Genomic DNA, 18,346 nt, shown 5'->3' on the forward strand with positions numbered 1-18,346 from the left:
AAGCGCTTTGACCTGAGCAGTAAGATGAAAAATCAGAAAATAGCTTTTCATATTTTTTGAGTTTCCAGAGAGCCATCTAACACTTCAACAATCAGAAAAAAGGTGAGACAACCAAACAGCTACATGCCTGGTTGTCTCACCTTTTTCTATTCTCTTACCTTCTTATTGATGACTCTTAGTTATAAACTATTTATTTTTTATATAATGGAAATTGCTCTGTTAATTCACGGACGCCTGCACGCACTTCTTCTAATTGTGCTTCATCATCTTTTGCCTGTAAGGCTTTGACGATCAATTCAGCTACTTTTGCCGCATCTTCTTCGCGGAAGCCACGGGTCGTAATTGCTGGTGTCCCGATACGGATACCGCTTGTTTTGAATGGGCTTAGTGTTTCAAAAGGAATCGAATTTTTATTGACGGTGATATGAACACTGTCCAAAATCGCTTCTGCTTCTTTTCCGTTCAATTCTAAGTCACGTACATCGATCAAAATCAAATGGTTATCTGTGGCACCTGAAATCACTCGGGTACCAATCGATTGATTGAATACTTTTGCCATAGCTTTTGCATTGGCAATGACTTGTTCGCTATATTCCTTAAATTCAGGAGTCAATGCTTCTTTAAATGCAGCAGCTTTTCCGGCAATCACATGCTCCAAGGGGCCACCTTGGATGCCTGGGAAGACTGCGCTATTGATTTTTTTCGCCAGCTCTTCATTGTTCGTTAAGATCATCCCACCACGAGGTCCTCGTAATGTTTTGTGAGTAGTAGTTGTTGTGATATCGGCATAAGGGATTGGGCTTGGATGGACACCCGCTGCAACTAAACCAGCAATGTGTGCCATATCGACCATCAATTTTGCCCCAACTTCGTCCGCGATTTCTCTGAATTTTGCAAAATCGATCGTCCGACCATAGGCACTTGCTCCTGCTACGATCAATTTTGGTTGATGTTTTCTCGCTAAGATGCGTACGACATTATAATCAATGACTTCTGTTGACGGATCTACACCATAAGCAACGAAGTGGTACGTTTTTCCACTAAAATTGACTGGAGAGCCATGTGTCAAATGTCCGCCAGCAGAAAGATCCATTCCTAAGATCGTATCCCCCGGTTCAACTAACGCAAGATATGCAGCTGTATTGGCTTGTGATCCAGAGTGTGGTTGAACATTGACAAAATCGGCACCAAATAATTCTTTGGCACGGTCGATCGCCAGATTTTCAACGATATCCACAAATTCACACCCACCATAATAGCGATGTCCTGGATACCCTTCTGCGTACTTATTCGTTAAAATACTTCCTTGTGCCGCCATCACAGCTTCAGAGACAAAGTTTTCAGAAGCGATCAGCTCCAGATTGTTTTCTTGTCTTTCCTCTTCTTTTGCGATTGCTGCCCATAAATCAGGGTCAAACGTTTTGTAGTCTACCACAAACAACAACTCCTTATTTATTTATGTGTCAACTTCTCTAAATTTCAAATGATTATTCAGTTTATTTGTCTTTTTTTGATGTTGACCAAACATTACTAGCTAAGAATACGAACATTATTTCTTAAATAGCTATTTTAGTTTGTTTCCTAGATTGTATCACAGAATGATTTTGCAGCAATCACTTCTGGTTCATTTTTTATAATAATTTTGTCCTGCGGCTTTTTTCAACCGATTCATATAAGCAATACCTAGCCCTTCTTCAGGTGCAACTTGTACTAGAATCAGATCAAGAGCTAATCGATCATCATCTAAGCCACGTAACCCCGCAAACAACCCTTTCGTTGCTGCCTCTATTGAATCATCGTAATACATATACACAGCTGCGACATCCTTGCGTACCTGATCAGCAATTGTTGGTCCAGCTAAAACACCGGTACGTAGTTTTTGCTCTTTTGTCCAGATGATCGCCTCTGGCCAATCCTTTTTTTCAACCATTAGTACTCGAGTATCAGGTGAGTAATGTTTGTATTTCATCCCCGGTGATTTCGGTGTTTCAGATTCTTTGACCAAATGGCGGTCTGTCGCCACTGGACTTTCAATGACAGCTTCTAGTTGCTCTTTCGTGATTGCTCCTGGTCGTAAGATCATCGGCGGTGCAGATGGGTCACTCAGATCAAGTACCGTTGATTCCACACCGATCCTCGTCGCCCCATCGTCAATGATTCCTGTGATTTTTCCATTTAGATCATGAAAGACATGGTCTGCTGTTGTTGGACTCGGTTTACCTGAAGTGTTGGCACTTGGCCCGACAAGTGGTACACCTGCTAATTGGATTAATTCTAACGTTTTCTTGTTATCTGGCATGCGAAAAGCAGCTGTGGATAAACCACCAGTGACAATCCCTGGTAAACTACCTTTTTTGATGTGAAAAATCAAAGTCAGTGGTCCTGGCCAGAAGTTTTTCACAATTTGTTCTGTTAATGGGTGAAAGTTGTCCACATACTCTTTTACTTGTTCGAAGGAGGCGACATGGACGATCAATGGGTTGTCTTGTGGTCGACCTTTCACTGTAAAGACTTGTTTGACAGCCTCCGGTAAAAGGGCATTAGCTCCTAATCCATAGACAGTTTCCGTTGGAAAAGCCACTAGATTTCCTACTGCTAATTCCTTCGCAGCTTCATTCAATTGTGTTTCATCATATTTAATTGTTTCCACAGTCTATCCACATCCTCTTTTTTCAAAATCCTTGTTTTATTCCGTTTTTTCAGGTAGTTATACACAAATTGTTGATAACTAGTTTGTCAATAGTGGATAAGTATGTTGATAACTAAAATATTCGTTTTCATCCTTATCAAATCAGTGTTTTTTATTATAAAAAAACAGAAAAAAATTTTTTCATCCACAAACTAATTGGTAACAAAAATCATTCGATCATTTCCTGCCATATCTTTTTTGATCCGTACTTTTTTTGTCGGAAAGGCTTGCTCCATGATTGCTTTGACAGCTGCTCCTTGTTGGAAACCAATCTCTAAAAAAAGTTGTCCATCGCTAGCTAATATTTGTGCAGCTTCCTTTGCGATTTTCTGGTAGATCGCTAAACCATCTTCTTCAGCAAACAATGCCATCTTCGGTTCATAGGTTCGTACACTCTGATCCATCACCGACCATTCTGCTCGACTGATATAAGGGGGATTAGAAATAATGACATCAAAGGTTTGATCCATGACAGGTTCCAACGTATCACCATGATAAAAATTGATCGTTGTTTGTTCATATTCTGCATTTTCCTTAGCGACAGCTAGTGCTTCTAAAGATAAATCAATTGCTGAGACCCGCCAATTTTTTCTAGCAGCTTTCAAGCTGATGGCGATTGCTCCAGTTCCTGTACCGATATCCACGACATTTAAGGTTTCTTCGCTTGTTTTTGCCAAACACAGTGCGACTAATTCTTCGGTTTCTGGACGAGGAATCAAGGTTGCTTCCGTGACTTTCAAGCGGTGATCAAAAAATTCAGCATAACCTAATAAATAGTGGGGCGGATAATGTTGCACTAGTCGTTGCATATCTGCATCGATCATGGCTTGATCCTCGGCTGTGATCGGTTCATTCATTCGCATGAGCCAATCCAGTTTCGTCCACTGCTTTCGTTCAAGAAAGACAAACTGGATATTATACCCTTCTACTCCTTGTTCTTCTAAAAAAGAAGAAGCCCGTGTGAGGACTTCTCGATAGGTTTTATCCATTTTGCATCTCTTCCAACTTAGATGTTTGGTCGTACACGATCAATGCGTCGACGATCTCATCTAGTTTTCCTGCTAGAATCTGATCCAATTTTTGGATCGTCAAGCCAATACGGTGGTCGGTCACGCGATTTTGAGGGAAGTTATACGTACGGATACGCTCTGAACGATCCCCAGTCCCTACCGCAGATTTACGGTTCGCATCATATTCGCTTTGTGCTTCTTGTTGGATCTTGTCGTAGACGCGCGCACGTAAGACTTTCATCGCTTTCTCACGGTTTTTCAATTGTGAACGTTCATCTTGCATCGCCACCACGATTCCAGTTGGTAAGTGAGTCAAACGTACCGCAGATGCTGTCTTATTGACATGCTGTCCACCGGCTCCAGAAGCGTGGTAAATATCGACGCGGATATCCTTGTCAGCCAGATCGATCTCTACTTCTTCTGCTTCAGGCATGACAACGACAGTTGCCGTTGATGTATGGATACGTCCTTGAGATTCTGTTGAAGGAACACGTTGGACCCGATGTGCGCCACTTTCATATTTTAATTTCGAATAGACATTTTCACCTGAGATCATCATGATGACTTCTTTATAGCCACCGATCCCTGTCACACTTGCTTCCAAGACTTCTGTTTTCCAGCCTTGGCTCTCTGCGTATCGTTGATACATCGAGAAAAGATCCCCTGCAAATAGTGCGGCTTCGTCGCCACCAGCGGCTCCGCGAATCTCCATGATAATGTTTTTGTCATCGTTTGGATCTTTTGGAAGTAACAAAATCTTGATTTTTTCTTCTAGTTCTTCTTTTTCTTTTTTCAAATCAGCTAATTCTTCTTTAGCCATCTCTGCCATTTCGTCGTCTAACTTTTCGCCGAGTAATTCTTCTGTATCTTTGATCCCTTGAACAACTTCCTTGTAGCGACGATAAACTTCAACCGTTTCACGTGTATTTGCTTCTTCTTTTGAAAGCTGCATGAAACGTTTCGTATCTGAAATCACTTCTGGGTCACTCAGTAGTTCCCCAAGCTCTTCGTAACGGTCTTCGATTGATTGTAATTGATCGTACATGCTTAATCTCCTTCTGTGATCATCAATGGATGAAAATAGTGTTTTCGACATACGGGATAATAGGCTTCATTGCCACCAATTTGGACTTGATCTCCTTCGTACACCGGTGTTCCGTCTATATAATGTAAATTCATCATTGCTTTTTTATGGCAAAACCAACAGATCGTTTTCATTTCTTCGATTTTGTCTGCATAAAGCAATAAATATTTCGATCCTTCAAATAATTCATTTCTAAAATCATTTTTTAATCCGAACGCCATCACCGGAATATTGAGTTCATCAACGATTCTCGTGAATGCTAAGACATGTTCTTTTGTTAAGAACTGCGCTTCATCGATCAATACACAGAATGGTGGATGTTCCATCTGCTGGATGACTTCAAATACATCGGTCGTTTCAAAAATGGGAATTGCTTCACGTTTCAGCCCGATTCTGCTTGAAACTACGCCAACGCCATCTCTTGTATCGATTCCGCTGGTCATCAAAACAACCGGTTTGTTTTGTTCTTCATAATTATGTGCGACTTTTAAGATCTCGATTGTCTTGCCGCTGTTCATTGCGCCGTACTTAAAAAATAGTTGTGCCATGTCCTCATTCACCTTCCAGTTTGTTCCTATGGTATTATACTTGATTTTCAATCATTTTTACAGTGAGAATTTTCGAAGCGAGATTTCCCTAGTGTAAATGTTGGTATTTTCGTTATAAATCAATAAACTACCCGCACTTCTTTTGGTATAATCGAATGAAAAATAAAGGAGGGCACTTATGTCCGAAATATTCCACCAAATGGCGAACCATTATGATACCCCCGAACGAATACAATTAGCTGCTACGATTCGTTCAGCTGTTGAAAAAGAATTTTCTGCACAGACTCATGACCAGAAATTGATCGATTACGGTGGGGGAACTGGTCTTGTCACGTTACCTTTGCCTCACGTTTTAAAGAAGTGATCATTATAGATTCAGCCGCAGGAATGCTAGCGATGGCTGATAAAAAAATCAAAGAGGCAAAACAAGCAAATGTACGAACACTTGAATTGGATGCTACAAAGGATTTGCCGGCAGAGAAAGCCGACATCATCTTACTATCTTTAGTCTTGTTGCATATTCCAGAAACGAAAGTCATTTTAAAACAACTTTCGCAAATGCTTCATCCAAGCGGAAAACTTTATATCGTTGACTTCGATAAGAACGAAAAGATCCAGCATCCAAAAGTCCATAATGGTTTTGACCACGAGGAGCTAAGAGAACAATTGAAGCTTGCTGGATTTAAACCACTCTCAATTGAAACATTCCATCACGGAAAAAACTTGTTCATAAAACAAGATGCTTCTTTGTTTTTGGCTATAGCAATCAAAGAATAAGCATTTTCTATTTCTATAAAAAAACCTTTCATAAATACGCAAAGTGTCTGTGACATTAGTCCTCTTGTACCACCTAAAACCGAATAAACGGCGGGAAAAGAAGTAATCTCTTCGGAAATAAGGCGCCATCCACAAAAATTTGAAGAACAATTTTCGTGGATGGCGCCTTATTTCTCGAGGCTGAACACTTCTGTCCCGACCTCTTTTGATTATTTTAATTGAGTTCGTATTTGTTTAGTTCTTCCACTGATCAATTAGTTTGAACTATCTGTCGAAGTACTTGTCGAAGCTTCAGTTGAAGCATCGGTTGAACTTTCGCTTGTGGATGGTTCCGTCATCAAGCCACTTAGTACGTTTTTGAAATCTTCATCTTTGATTTTTACATTTGCTTTTTTCAATTCATTACGCACAGCTTCTTGTTGGAATGTTGGATCTGCTATTTTTGTCTCTGTTGCTATTTTTTCTAATTCATCTTTATATTTCGACATATCATTGCCTTTTTCTTGTTGTTTGACCATTTTCACAAGATAATATTCCGTGGCGTTCGTAGAGGAATTAGTCGCTGTGATAACATCAGATACTTCCTCATTTTTAAGTTTGAAAGCTGCTTGTTTGACTTCTGTTGGCACACTTGTAGATTGCGAGTCAAAGGTGATTTCTCCACCCTTTTCTTTTGTCGCTTCATCGGTCGATTTTTCTTTGGCGATTTTAGCAAAGTCGCCCCCTTCATCGAGTGACTTTTTGATTTCCTTGGCTTCATCTTCGCTACTTACTTTGATCAATTGTGCCTCTACTTCTGGATGGAAGTTTTCCCACGCTGTTTTAAGATCTTCATCCGTCAATTCGACATTCGCTCGTAAACCTGCTTTGTAAGCTAACCCTCTTTTTATTTCTTCTTTATAAGATTCAGTTGTATAGCCCGCTAATTTCAATTGCGAATCGAAAGAATCACCGAGTGCTTCTTTGCTAGCGTTGTATTCTTTATCTACATCTTCAGCCGTAATTTTGTCGCCATAATTTTCTTCAAAAATCTGGAAGATGATCAAATCTTGGACAGCGGTCTCCGCACCCTTGATTTTTTTCAAGTGGTCCACTAGTTCCTGCTCTGAGATGGTACCGCCTTTATACGTCACTGCAGCTTGATCTGACGGATTTGTTGAACATGCAGAAAACAAAACCAGTCCTGATGATACAGCTAATATTGAGATGAATTTTTTCATGCTGTCACTCCTATATATTTTAATAGTTATTTATATCTATGTGTCTTTCACTTTAGCCTTACTTTATGAACAAACTTTGAAAATAACGTGATTTTATAAAAAAATTATACTTGATCACTTGTTGTTTTAGTTTATATAACAAAAAAACCTCAACATTCCAAACGAATGTTGAGGTTTTTTCAGGGTATATCTTTACTGTTTAGAGTTATATCGCTATCGCATTACGTATCATCGATTAAATGATATTGATCTTATTCAACGGCCAATAGCGGAAAACGACTTTACCTTGGATCAAGTCTTCATCGACTAAACCAAACATGCGGCTGTCTTTTGAGATCAAACGATTGTCGCCCAGTACCAAGTATTGTCCTTCCGGAACAGTGAATTCAAAATCACTGGTGAACGTTTCAGCATTTTCAGCTTGCGATTGGAAGGCTGAATTATAAGAATATTCCTCTTGTAGTTTGTCTTCTGAAAATTCTTTTTTATACTCATCTAAGTAGGGTTCATCTTGCTTTTCCCCATTGATGTATAGTTGATCATCTTCCATTTTCACAGTATCGCCTGGCATCCCAATGATTCGTTTGACGATCATCCGTTCTTCATCCCCAGGTTCTTTTGTTGTAATGATATCCCAGCGGTCAAAATCTGAGATTTTAGATGAGATCAAACGTTGCCCATCATGTAACGAAGGGTCCATGGAATGACCACTCACTGTGACTGGTGTGAATACATAGACTCTTGCCAAAATGATGGCGGCTAAAACAACGATCAAGATTCCCCAATTTTTCAAAAAGTTTTTCAATTTATACCTCCTATTAACCAAACATTTTTATGTTATTTTTTATTTATTTGTTAGCTATTCTTTATTTTACATTTTTTATCAATTAAAAGAAAGAATAAGTGTCGGATCGTGTTGGGAATAATCCGTTTTTTTTAGAAATGTTTTTTTGAACTTCATGTATCTTTCATATTAGAGCGAAATAAATACTTGATGGAGAAGATTTATCCTACACTTTTGATTTTTTTCTTCGTTGGCTTCGACTGTATGTCACTTCACCTTCTTGTTCTTTTGGTTGATTTTTCTTGATGATCAACTTCAAACGATAGGGTTCATGGTATCTAAGACCATCTTTGACAAAATCACCGCCTGCAAGGAATAAGCCTACGGGTTCAATATGATCTTCTGGCGAGTCGACCTTGATCGTTCCTACTTTTTCCATGCTGGAATAATTACGGCCGATACTTAATTGATAAGTTTTGTCGGAGACTTTTTTCACATAATAGTACGGATAAAGTGTATTTCGATCAATCAAGAAACCGTCCATTCGACCAAGTTCATTGACCTTGATTTCCCCTTTTTCAATCAAATAACGCATATTCTCTGCTAGTTTCAATTGGTAGTCTTCATCGAATAGAACATTGGCTTTTTCTGTATTGACTTTGTCGATATTTCCGTTGTTCCCGCGAACCGTTTCTCCTTCAATATTGAATGCTTCATCAGGTAGATATTTTACGATCACTTGGGTCACATCGGCTTTTGAATTTTTATCAAAAAAGTAATAAAACACATTTAGAACAGTGAAATATAAAAGAACTAAAAAGCCTAATCCATATAAAAAGAACTGCAAATAGTTTTGATTTTGCCATAATCCATAAACAATCCGTAAAAGGTAAACGGTCGGAATCACACTTAATATAGTATAGCCTCGGTTCAAATATTTAGGACTGATATCTAAATATCCTAAAAACTTGTGTATCCCATTGATGATATCTAATATAAATGTCATTCTTCATCACCTGCCTGTTGATTATACATCTGTGTTTCAGCGGATTGCTCTGTAGGTGCATTATTTTCATTTAGATTGCCTTCACTTGGCGTAGAAGTACTTGGCGTTGTATTAGGCGTCGTACTGCTTGGTGTAGTGGCACTTGGCGTCGTACTTGAACCGCTGTCGTCCCCTTGATTTTGACTAGTCGAATCGGTCGTATATCCTGTATTTCCTTCATCCACGGAACTTTCTGGTATTGAGTTTTGGTTGTATGTAGAATTGGTTGTGTCTTGTTCTACAGTCGTCGGTGTTGTTTCTACCGTGTCATTCGTTTGCCCTGTTCCTTCATTGGTAGAAGTCGTCGTAGTCTCTGTGGAACGACTTGGTGCACGATAGCTAGAACTATTAACAATGCCTGTTGTGGTAGCAACAATCGTCGAAATCGTCAATACAGCGATTGGCTTTAATATAGGTGCTACTTTTCGCATATTCTCTCATCCTTTTCCTTGTTGCCGCTTGAAGTCTTGATCCGTTTGGCAAAAATTGATTTTTCTCACACGTATTCTTTAGTTTTACCATAAATTTCTTATTTTTTTCTTATTTTTTCATGAAACTTTTGTGTAGATTACTCAAATGTTGTTTTAGTCGTAATCAGACAGTCTATGACTAGTTGATACACTTCATTTTATCATGGATCTCCCTCCAAGTTGTTTCGCAAAGTCATCTTTATTATAAGACACTTTTCCAATAACTAAAATCCTAGTAAATTTTAGTTTTATTATTTCTTTGTGTATTTATTTTATTGTCGGTATACTGGAAGAAACATCTAACAAGGAGGATCGAATTTGTGCAATTGAATCTTTTTTTCCGGAAATGGCGAAGGCGTAGTGCAAGATATGCTTCTAGTCACTTTTCTTCTATTCAAATTATTGTATTTTATTATATTTTAATGACTATGATTTCTTTGGGCTTGTTTTACATCCCATTTTTCCGAAATCCGGGTAGTCATGCTTCATTTATTGACATGCTTTTTATGGCTATCAGTACGATCAGTGTCACTGGTCTTTCGACATTTGACATCCACGCGATTTTTAATAACAATGGCATTATTTTACTCGAAGTGTTGTTTCAAGTGGGTGGTTTAGGGATCATGATGATCTCAACGGCATTTATTATCTTTTCTAAGCGACGGATCACCTTACGTCAAAGACAATTGATCATGACAGATATGAACCAACCACGTTTATCTGGTATCGTTCGTTTGATTCGGATCACTTTTGTCATATTGCTCTGGTTCCAATTGCTATTCGGTGCCTTGTTCTCCGTTTATTTTTATATTCGCGGCTATTTCGATCATTGGCACGAAGCCATTTTCCATGGATTTTATCAAGCTATTTCCGCGGTCACAAATTCGGGATTCGATATTACTGGTGAGTCGATCAAGCCATTTGAACATGACTATCCTTTTTTATTTATGATCATGTTCCTGATTTTCATTGGTGGAATCGGTTTTCCGGTATTGATGGAGTTTCGAGAATGGCGCTTGTATCGAAAAACGAAAGCCAAGATTCCTTTTCGGTTCTCTTTGTTTACCAAACTAGCCGTCCTCGCCTTTGTCATTTTATTTGTCAGCGGGACTGTCTTGATTTTTTTACTTGAAAAAAATCACTTGTTCAAAGATCTCCATCCTAGTGTCCAGTGGATCAATTCAATGTTTTATTCCATGACAACTCGTAATGCGGGTTTACAGATCCATGATCTAGGAGATTTTCAAATCACGACCTTGATCGTCTTTTCCTTATTGATGTTCATTGGTTGTAGTCCCAGTTCTGTCGGTGGTGGTATCCGAACCACGACTGTGGCGATCATTGGTCTTTATCTTTATTCGTTTTTGAAAAGTGAAGATAACATTAATATTTTTGGTCGTCGAATTGATGAAGATGATGTCCGAAAATCAGTAGTCGTTTTTATGCTCTCCTTAGGGATGTGCTTCTTCTGTATTCTTTTTTTATCTGCCACGGAGAAACAACCGCTGATCTCAATCATCGTGGAAGTGACTTCTGCTTTTGGTACAACGGGGTTATCGCTAGGAATTACCGGTGATCTATCAACAGTCGGTAAAATCACGATCGGTGCGTTGATGTTTATTGGACGTATCGGGATGTTGTATACATTAATGTTATTTGTGCCAAAAGAAACACGAGATTTAGGTTATGAATATCCTACTGAGAAAATCATTATCGGGTAAGCTAGTCTATCGTTACCATAAAAAACCGATATGTAAGAAGCAAGGAAGCGATCGTTTTTCGTTTTCTTGCTTCTTTCGTTTTTGTTTTGCGAACAGTATAAACTTTTGTAAAATAAGACAAAGCAATTTAACCTTTTTTTCAACATATGGTATGATTAGTTGAATTTATTTGTAATTATGACGTTTTGGAGGTTACATAATGGGAATACGCAGTCAATTTGCGATTGCAGTTGGTAAAACCGCACAATGGGGACTAAAAACCTTTTTTAAAGGAGGATCAAGTTTACCTGGTAAACTTGCTTTGTCGATCGATCCTCATATTTTAGATACATTAGCAAAAGACTATCAAGTCGTCGTCGTAACTGGAACAAATGGAAAAACATTGACGACCGCTTTGACCGTCAATATTTTACGACAACAATTTGATGAAGTCTTGACGAACCCTACTGGCGCCAACATGGTCCAAGGAATCGTTTCGACTTTTTTACAAGCAAAAGCCGGAAAAGGGCAAAAGAAATTTGCGGTGTTAGAAATCGATGAAGCCAGTCTAAGTAGAGTGACTGAATACATCAAACCTGAGCTATTTTTATTTACAAACATTTTCCGTGACCAAATGGACCGTTACGGTGAAATCTATACCACGTATAAAATGATCGTTGACGGTGCCGCAAAATCGCCAGATGCTATAATCATCAGTAATGGCGATTCACCGATCTTCAATTCAGTTGAGACCGTCAACCCTAGAAGATATTATGGATTTGATCACGAAGAAGACCATGAGCAGATGGCCCACTACAATACAGATGGTGTGTTGTGTCCGAAATGTCATCACATCTTGCACTACAAAATGATCACTTATGCAAACTTAGGTAAATACTATTGTCCAAATTGTGACTTTAAACGTCCAGAACTGGATTATCGTTTGACAGAAATGAAACGAATGGACAACAAATCAGCTGATTTCGTTATTGATGGCAATGAATATGGCATCGAAGTTGGTGGCATGTACAATGTCTATAATGCTTTAGCAGCTACTGCGGTGGCTGAATATTATGGTGTTGTTCCTGAAAAAATCAGACAAGGCTTAGGGTATGACGAAAAAGTATTTGGTCGTCAAGAAGTCATCGAAATCGATGGCAAGTCCTGTACCTTAGTCCTAGTCAAAAATCCTGTAGGGATCAACCAAGTCATCGACATGATGGGACATGCGCCGTATCCATTTTCACTAGTAGCCCTCTTGAATGCGAACTACGCAGATGGAATCGATGTGAGTTGGATCTGGGACGGAGAATTTGAACGCTTTGCAGATATGGAAATCCCTGCTGTGATTGCTGGTGGCGATCGCCACACAGATATGGCACTACGTTTGAAAGTAGCGGGTATCGCTGAAGATAAATTGACACAATCAAAAGAATTGACTGATGTCATTGAGAAAATCAAGCAACTACCGACGGATCATGTCTATATTTTAGCGACCTATACAGCTGTCTTACAATTACGAAAAGAATTAGCGAGTCAAGGCTTTATCAAAGGAGGCATGAATCGTGGCTAACTACGAATTATGCATTGCCCATCTCTATGGGAATCTGATGAATACTTATGGTGACAATGGCAATCTCTTGATGCTCCAATATATCGCCAAAAAAATGGGGGTCACTTCTCATACTGAGATCGTCAGCATCCATGAACCCTTTGAGGCAGATAAATATGACTTAGTTTTCTTTGGAGGTGGTCAAGATTTTGAACAAATGATCATTTCAAAAGATATTCAAGAAAAGAAGGAATCATTGACTAATTACATTGAAAATGATGGTGTCGTACTTGCGATTTGTGGCGGTTACCAACTACTTGGTCATTATTATATGGGCGCAAACGGTGAAAAAATCCAAGGAATCGGTGCGTTGGATCATTACACCATAAGCCAAGAGAATAATCGCTTCATTGGTGACATCGTGATCCACAACGAAGAGTTCAACGAAACCTATTATGGATTTGAAAATCATAATGGTCGAACATTTCTTGGCGAAGGCGAACGCCCGCTGGGAAAAATCGTCAAAGGTCAAGGGAATAATGGGGAAGATCAATCAGAAGGTGTCATTTACCGCAACGTTTACGGCTCCTATTTCCATGGTCCGATCTTAGCACGTAATGAACATTTAGCGGAGCGTCTCGTTCGCTTAGCATTAGAGAAACGTTATGGAAAAGAGCTTGATCTACCAACAGTTGCCGCAGCTCCAATCAAGTAAACAGCGAAAAACCTCTAAAAATATCTTAGATATTTTTAGAGGTTTTTTTTACAATCCACTTGTTTATTCCATTGATCGTATCAAGAATCAAGCTACTTGTTTCGCATAACGCATCACATTTTGCTTGATGTTACTGATTGTTGTCGGATCATGGATACCTGTGACTTCTTGGATCAACTGATCCATATTTTCTCGCACTTTCATCTCTTGCAGTTCACGACTTTGCTCATCTTCAGGATCATAGTAGTTGAAAATGATCCCCATCGTAGCTGTCAAATGTGGACAAGTCAAATTGTATTCTTGCAATTCCCGAACCGGACGAGTAAAGCGTTCTTGATAGCCTAACTTCCGTAAAGGCGTTCGAGCTACCCGAGTGATGGCATCTGAGATATATTTATTTTGGAAACGTTGGATGATTTTCTCAATATAGGCTTCATGTTGTTTATTATCAAAGCCCCATTTTGCTTCCAGTAAACTTCCTGTTTCTTGTAGTACTGATTTTAGTTGGGCAACGACTAACGAATCTTGCATTGCCTCATCGATCGTTGCATATCCCAATAATGCACCGGTGTAAGCTACAGTCGCATGCCCTGTGTTCACACTAAATAGTTTTCGTTCAATATATGGTTCCAAATCTTTGACGTATAGTACGCCATTTAACGAAATCTCTTTATTTTTTCGTTGCGTATCATCAATGACCCATTCTTTAAAAGGTTCCACTTGCACAAACAAAGGATCTTCATGTTGTTGCATCGGCACGATGCGATCCACTGCTGCATTTGGAAATCCGATGGACTGATCTGCAAAGTGGGTATCTGACAGATATTTATAGACTTCCATTTTTAGATGCTCAGAGCCACCAATCATATTTTCACAAGCGATGATGTCTAGCGGTTGCTGATTGCCCTCTTGTTCTCTTTGCTCGATCCCTTTTGCAATCAGTTCAGCAATGAATGGTAAGATATTGGGACCGATCGCTGTGGTCACAAGATCTGCTTGTGCTATTTCTTTGATCACTTGTTCAGGCTGTTTTTGGTTGTTCAATCCGCGAACGCGTTCAACGACAAGTTGTTTTTTCGATTCGTCAGCTAGTTCGATCGTATACCGTCTTTTTTCATTTAATGAATCGATGATCTGTTCGTTGACATCAACAAAAGTGATGTCAAACCCATTCTCAGCTAAAACTTCTCCAATAAATCCTCTGCCGATATTTCCGGCACCAAAGTGTACTGCTCTCATTCGTCTTCTCTCCTTAGGCAATTGCTAGATTGTGTGTGACTTCTTCTTTACTCAGTGCATCTGCTAACTGGACAACATTGTCCATGTCGCTACAATAAAGAGCGATTTGTTGCACTAATTGCAGATGTTCTTCTCCTACGCCAGCGATACCAAACAAGACTGTCGCAATCTTTTCTTCTTGTTCAGTCCCGAAATTGACACCATCTGGCACTTGGATCACACAGATCCCTGATTTTTTTACGAATGCTTTGGCTTCATCTGTTCCATGAGGGATCGCGATAAAATTCCCCATATAAACGGATAACATCGCATCACGTTCCACCATTGCGTCAATGTAGGGTTCTTCGACACAACCGGCTTCCACTAATTTTCTTCCACAGTATCGGATGGCCTCTTCCTTTGTTGCAAAAGCCTTATTCAACTCGATCATATCAAATGCTAATTCAGACATTTTATTTCCTCCTTATGCTACTTTTTTCAAATAGTGAGCAATCGTTTCATATTTTTGTGGACTGACCATCGTCGCCACTGAAAAATGAAGTGAATGCGGTGCCACTGAACGTGCTTCCTCAGACAAGGATTCTCTTGAAACGATCAGTGTATTCGGTTGCTCCGTCAACTCATCAATATTGATTTTTTTCAGAGGGATCTCCAATTGGTTTTTCTTCAAAATATCTTTCAATAAGGACAATCCCATTGTCGCTGATCCTGCACGATCGTCATGAACAAGTAAAATCTCTTTGATATCTTTTAATTCAGATAAATCCAAATCATCTGTTGGAGTAGTAGAGAGTGGTTGGCTTGGCTGTGTTTCTTCCTTACTTCCTAATGCTTGGATGATTTCATCATACTTTGGTGAATTTAAGAAGTTTTCTACTGCAACAAAATGAGCATGTGGCGCTTTTTGTTTTGCTCGTTCCTGCAACTCAACTTGAGTCACGATCAATACGTCTGCTTCATCAGATAATTGACTAATGGCTTGATTCGTCACGAGTTGAGGTAAGTGATGCTCTTGGACTTTTTTTCTTAACAAGGAAGCACCCATCGCACTTGACCCCATTCCAGCATCACAGGCAAAAATGATTTTTTTGATCGCTGATAAAGCTGGTTGTCCCTGACTAGTAGTTCCAGTTCCTTTCGCTTGTTGTTTCGCTTGACGAGTCGCTTCCACTGATTTTTCAAAATCTTCACTTGTTTCTTTCGCATCAGCTTTTAGAATGACTGCAGAGATCCCAAAAGAAACGGCTGTTGCAGCGACGATCCCTAAAATAACTGGTAAGTAAGCACTCAATGGTGCCATTGCTAAAATGGCAATGATCGAACCCGGTGAAGCTGGCGCACGTAAGCCTGCATCCATTAATTGGAAAACGAAACTACCTGTCATCCCACCAAAAATCACTGATAAGAATAATAACGGTTTCATCATTACGTATGGGAAATAGATTTCATGGATTCCACCTAAGAAATGGATGATCATTGCACCCGGTGCAGATGATTTTGCCGCGCCTTTGCCAAATAGTGTGAAAGCTAACAATACACCTAGACCTGGTCCAGGATTAGCTTCCAACAAGAACAGGATCGATTGACCGGCTGTAGCCACTTGTTCTGTTCCTAAAGGAGTCAAAATGCCATGGTTGATCGCATTATTCAAAAACAAGATTTTCGCTGGTTCGATAAAAATACTCGTCAATGGAATCAAATTTGCATTTAAAATTGCTTCAACACCTGTTGCCATCGCTTGCGTCAGTGTATCCACCACTGGACCAATTGCAGAAAAGCCGATCAATGCTAACGCAAAACCGATTAATCCTGCAGAAAAATTGTTGACCAACATCTCAAACCCTGATTTGATATGTTTTTGAAACACTTGATCGAATTTCTTGATGGCAAAGCCACCTAATGGACCCATGATCATGGCACCTAACATCATCGGAATATCTGTCCCAACGATCACACCCATCGTCGCAATTGCTCCGACGACTGAACCACGATCACCACCGATGACTTTCCCTCCGGTGTAGCCGATCAATAAAGGAATTAAATACGTCAACATTGGGCCGACCATCGTAGCAAACGCTTCGTTTGGTAAATAGCCATCTGGAATAAATAATGCTGTCAAAACACCCCAAGCAATCAACGCACCGATATTCGGCATCACCATACTAGATAAGGTACTTCCTAACTTTTGTACTTTTGCTTTGAATGAAATTTTATTTTTTGGTATCGTCTCTTCCACTTCAATCGCTCCTTTATCTCTTTCTTTAACCAAATTGTATCCGCTTACCGTTTAGATAAATAGTCGGATTTTGTCACAATCATTTGTGCCAAAACATGGAGTGATCCAAATGAGTGATTTGATGAAAGACTTCTGGTACTAATTAGAGACGCTGAAACAATTATTTTCTTCATTTAAGGGAGCATTTTATCTGTAGATACCTACGAAAAGGCACATCCTCGTGATCTTTTGGACTCTTTTTTACAAAGTAAGGTTTTTTATTCCATTGACTCTCCTAATCGAGCCAACCGTTCTTCCCAAAGCATTAGATTTTCAGACATATCGGCTGACGCCTCATAGAACGTAATGAAATCTAAAATAATCGTTCCTTGCTCTATGTAAGCCGCCATCACCACTTTTAATTCTTCCGTTTGGATTTGTTCAAATGCTTCTTTTGCTTTGTTCATTTCTTTTTCTTTCAACCAATCAAGACTTTTTTCAAAATAAAACTGATCCAGTGCTAACGTGATCTCCGGATGTTTTAAGTGGCCATTCAAGACAACGGCTTCTTGTACTTGTTCTAGCTTCAAATAAGCAATCGCTAACTTGACTTGGCGCTTTTCCGTCAATTGTTCCACGTGGGTCACAATTACTGTTTCCCAATCGTTTTGATAAAAAGCCAAATCAAAAGTGGCATTTCCTGTTGGCTTTTGCTCATTCAACTTCTCTACCCAAGAAAATTCCTGTTCTTCTACTAAGTGATCGATCAATTGCTGATACCGAGCGGGATATTCTTCAGCTGCTTCTTCATATGCACCTAGTTCTACCAATGACTGCCATGAACTTTTCTGATTTTCTTTGGTTGTCGCTTGCTCGTTATTCGTTCTTTGTTCGATCCACATGTTGCCTTGAACCACAGCAAAAACGATTACTCCACTAAGAAGTAATCGCTTGATGATTTTTTTCCAATCGATTTGTAACAACTGATTTTTTTTCAGCGTGTTGCTTGAATGAGGGAACTGACTCTTCTCTTTTGTATTGGCTATTTCTTGCTCCCAGTGTTGACTTAAGATCTCTTCAATCTCCTCTGTCAAAGGAAATTGAAGCACTTTTTCTATCATCATTTCTCCCTTACGATCATAAATACGTATGCGACATTGTCCTTGTGTGTTTGCCAGCAAGACTCGTCGATTTTCAGTTTCTAAATCTTCCAAAGCCTGAAACAAATCCAACTGAGTCTCTTCTAGTTGTAAGTGATGGATCTGATCGATGATTACAGTTTCTTTCGCCATACGTTG

16 protein-coding genes and 1 pseudogene are annotated in these 18,346 nt (G+C 39.4%); 4 read left to right on the forward strand and 13 right to left on the reverse strand.

Going from position 1 to position 18,346, the window contains the following annotated elements:
* Window positions 1-190 precede the first annotated feature (190 nt).
* The 5 genes from glyA to IGJ95_RS11940 all read right to left on the reverse strand — a co-directional run bounded on the left by glyA (window position 191) and on the right by IGJ95_RS11940 (window position 5,331).
* Window positions 191-1,435 (reverse strand): serine hydroxymethyltransferase, encoded by a 1,245-nt coding sequence (gene glyA / locus IGJ95_RS11920; protein ID WP_438761973.1) that lies wholly within the window; start codon window positions 1,433-1,435, stop codon window positions 191-193.
* A gap of 189 nt (window positions 1,436-1,624) precedes the next feature.
* Window positions 1,625-2,650, reverse strand: a complete 1,026-nt coding sequence (locus tag IGJ95_RS11925; protein WP_438761975.1) for an L-threonylcarbamoyladenylate synthase — start codon at window positions 2,648-2,650, stop codon at window positions 1,625-1,627.
* Between the two features lie 191 nt (window positions 2,651-2,841).
* Window positions 2,842-3,678, reverse strand: a complete 837-nt coding sequence (prmC, locus tag IGJ95_RS11930) for a peptide chain release factor N(5)-glutamine methyltransferase (protein WP_438761977.1) — start codon at window positions 3,676-3,678, stop codon at window positions 2,842-2,844.
* Window positions 3,671-4,744, reverse strand: coding sequence for a peptide chain release factor 1 (gene prfA / locus IGJ95_RS11935; protein ID WP_010736626.1), 1,074 nt, complete (start codon window positions 4,742-4,744; stop codon window positions 3,671-3,673). Before prfA ends, prmC begins: the two co-directional genes overlap by 8 nt.
* Before the next feature lie 2 nt (window positions 4,745-4,746).
* Window positions 4,747-5,331, reverse strand: coding sequence for a thymidine kinase (locus IGJ95_RS11940; RefSeq protein ID WP_010736627.1), 585 nt, complete (start codon window positions 5,329-5,331; stop codon window positions 4,747-4,749).
* A 178-nt stretch (window positions 5,332-5,509) separates the two neighbouring features.
* Between IGJ95_RS11940 and IGJ95_RS11945 the strand changes: the two are divergent.
* Window positions 5,510-6,108 (forward strand): annotated as a pseudogene (locus IGJ95_RS11945) (class I SAM-dependent methyltransferase).
* 254 nt (window positions 6,109-6,362) lie between these two features.
* Here the strand turns inward: IGJ95_RS11945 and IGJ95_RS11950 are convergent.
* The 4 genes from IGJ95_RS11950 to IGJ95_RS11965 all read right to left on the reverse strand — a co-directional run bounded on the left by IGJ95_RS11950 (window position 6,363) and on the right by IGJ95_RS11965 (window position 9,588).
* A complete protein-coding gene (locus IGJ95_RS11950) occupies window positions 6,363-7,328 on the reverse strand; it encodes a peptidylprolyl isomerase (RefSeq protein ID WP_010736629.1) in 966 nt (321 codons plus the stop codon).
* 235 nt (window positions 7,329-7,563) lie between these two features.
* On the reverse strand, window positions 7,564-8,133 hold the full coding sequence (gene lepB, locus IGJ95_RS11955; protein WP_010736630.1) for a signal peptidase I: 570 nt from the start codon (window positions 8,131-8,133) through the stop codon (window positions 7,564-7,566).
* A gap of 205 nt (window positions 8,134-8,338) precedes the next feature.
* The gene (locus IGJ95_RS11960) at window positions 8,339-9,118 is read right to left on the reverse strand and encodes a DUF6681 family protein (RefSeq protein WP_010736631.1); all 780 of its coding nucleotides are present in this window, start codon (window positions 9,116-9,118) and stop codon (window positions 8,339-8,341) included.
* Window positions 9,115-9,588 carry a hypothetical protein gene (locus tag IGJ95_RS11965; RefSeq protein WP_023520277.1) on the reverse strand — a complete coding sequence of 158 codons (474 nt, stop codon included), beginning with the start codon at window positions 9,586-9,588 and terminating at the stop codon, window positions 9,115-9,117. Before IGJ95_RS11965 ends, IGJ95_RS11960 begins: the two co-directional genes overlap by 4 nt.
* Window positions 9,589-9,947: 359 nt before the next feature.
* On the opposite strand from IGJ95_RS11965, the gene IGJ95_RS11970 reads away from it, so the two are divergent.
* The 3 genes from IGJ95_RS11970 (at window position 9,948) to IGJ95_RS11980 (ending at window position 13,594) form a co-directional block, all read left to right on the forward strand.
* On the forward strand, window positions 9,948-11,348 hold the full coding sequence (locus IGJ95_RS11970) for a TrkH family potassium uptake protein (RefSeq protein ID WP_010736633.1): 1,401 nt from the start codon (window positions 9,948-9,950) through the stop codon (window positions 11,346-11,348).
* A gap of 199 nt (window positions 11,349-11,547) precedes the next feature.
* Window positions 11,548-12,900, forward strand: coding sequence for a Mur ligase family protein (locus IGJ95_RS11975; RefSeq protein ID WP_062806206.1), 1,353 nt, complete (start codon window positions 11,548-11,550; stop codon window positions 12,898-12,900).
* Complete coding sequence (locus IGJ95_RS11980; protein ID WP_438761980.1) at window positions 12,893-13,594, forward strand: type 1 glutamine amidotransferase; 702 nt, start codon at window positions 12,893-12,895, stop codon at window positions 13,592-13,594. The genes IGJ95_RS11975 and IGJ95_RS11980 overlap by 8 nt, the downstream gene beginning before the upstream one ends.
* A gap of 87 nt (window positions 13,595-13,681) precedes the next feature.
* On the opposite strand, the gene IGJ95_RS11985 is transcribed toward IGJ95_RS11980, so the two are convergent.
* From IGJ95_RS11985 to IGJ95_RS12000, 4 genes are all read right to left on the reverse strand, one after another.
* A complete protein-coding gene (locus IGJ95_RS11985) occupies window positions 13,682-14,833 on the reverse strand; it encodes a mannitol-1-phosphate 5-dehydrogenase (protein WP_062806204.1) in 1,152 nt (383 codons plus the stop codon).
* 13 nt (window positions 14,834-14,846) lie between these two features.
* On the reverse strand, window positions 14,847-15,284 hold the full coding sequence (locus tag IGJ95_RS11990; protein WP_019723779.1) for a PTS sugar transporter subunit IIA: 438 nt from the start codon (window positions 15,282-15,284) through the stop codon (window positions 14,847-14,849).
* Window positions 15,285-15,296: 12 nt separating this feature from the next.
* Window positions 15,297-17,069, reverse strand: a complete 1,773-nt coding sequence (locus IGJ95_RS11995; protein ID WP_065097028.1) for a PTS mannitol-specific transporter subunit IIBC — start codon at window positions 17,067-17,069, stop codon at window positions 15,297-15,299.
* A gap of 257 nt (window positions 17,070-17,326) precedes the next feature.
* Window positions 17,327-18,340: a hypothetical protein gene (locus tag IGJ95_RS12000; RefSeq protein WP_062806202.1), complete on the reverse strand. Its 1,014-nt coding sequence runs from the start codon at window positions 18,338-18,340 to the stop codon at window positions 17,327-17,329.
* Window positions 18,341-18,346 lie beyond the last annotated feature (6 nt).

The organism is Enterococcus sp. AZ156 (assembly GCF_051714165.1).
In the GTDB taxonomy this organism is placed as follows: domain Bacteria; phylum Bacillota; class Bacilli; order Lactobacillales; family Enterococcaceae; genus Enterococcus_B; species Enterococcus_B pernyi.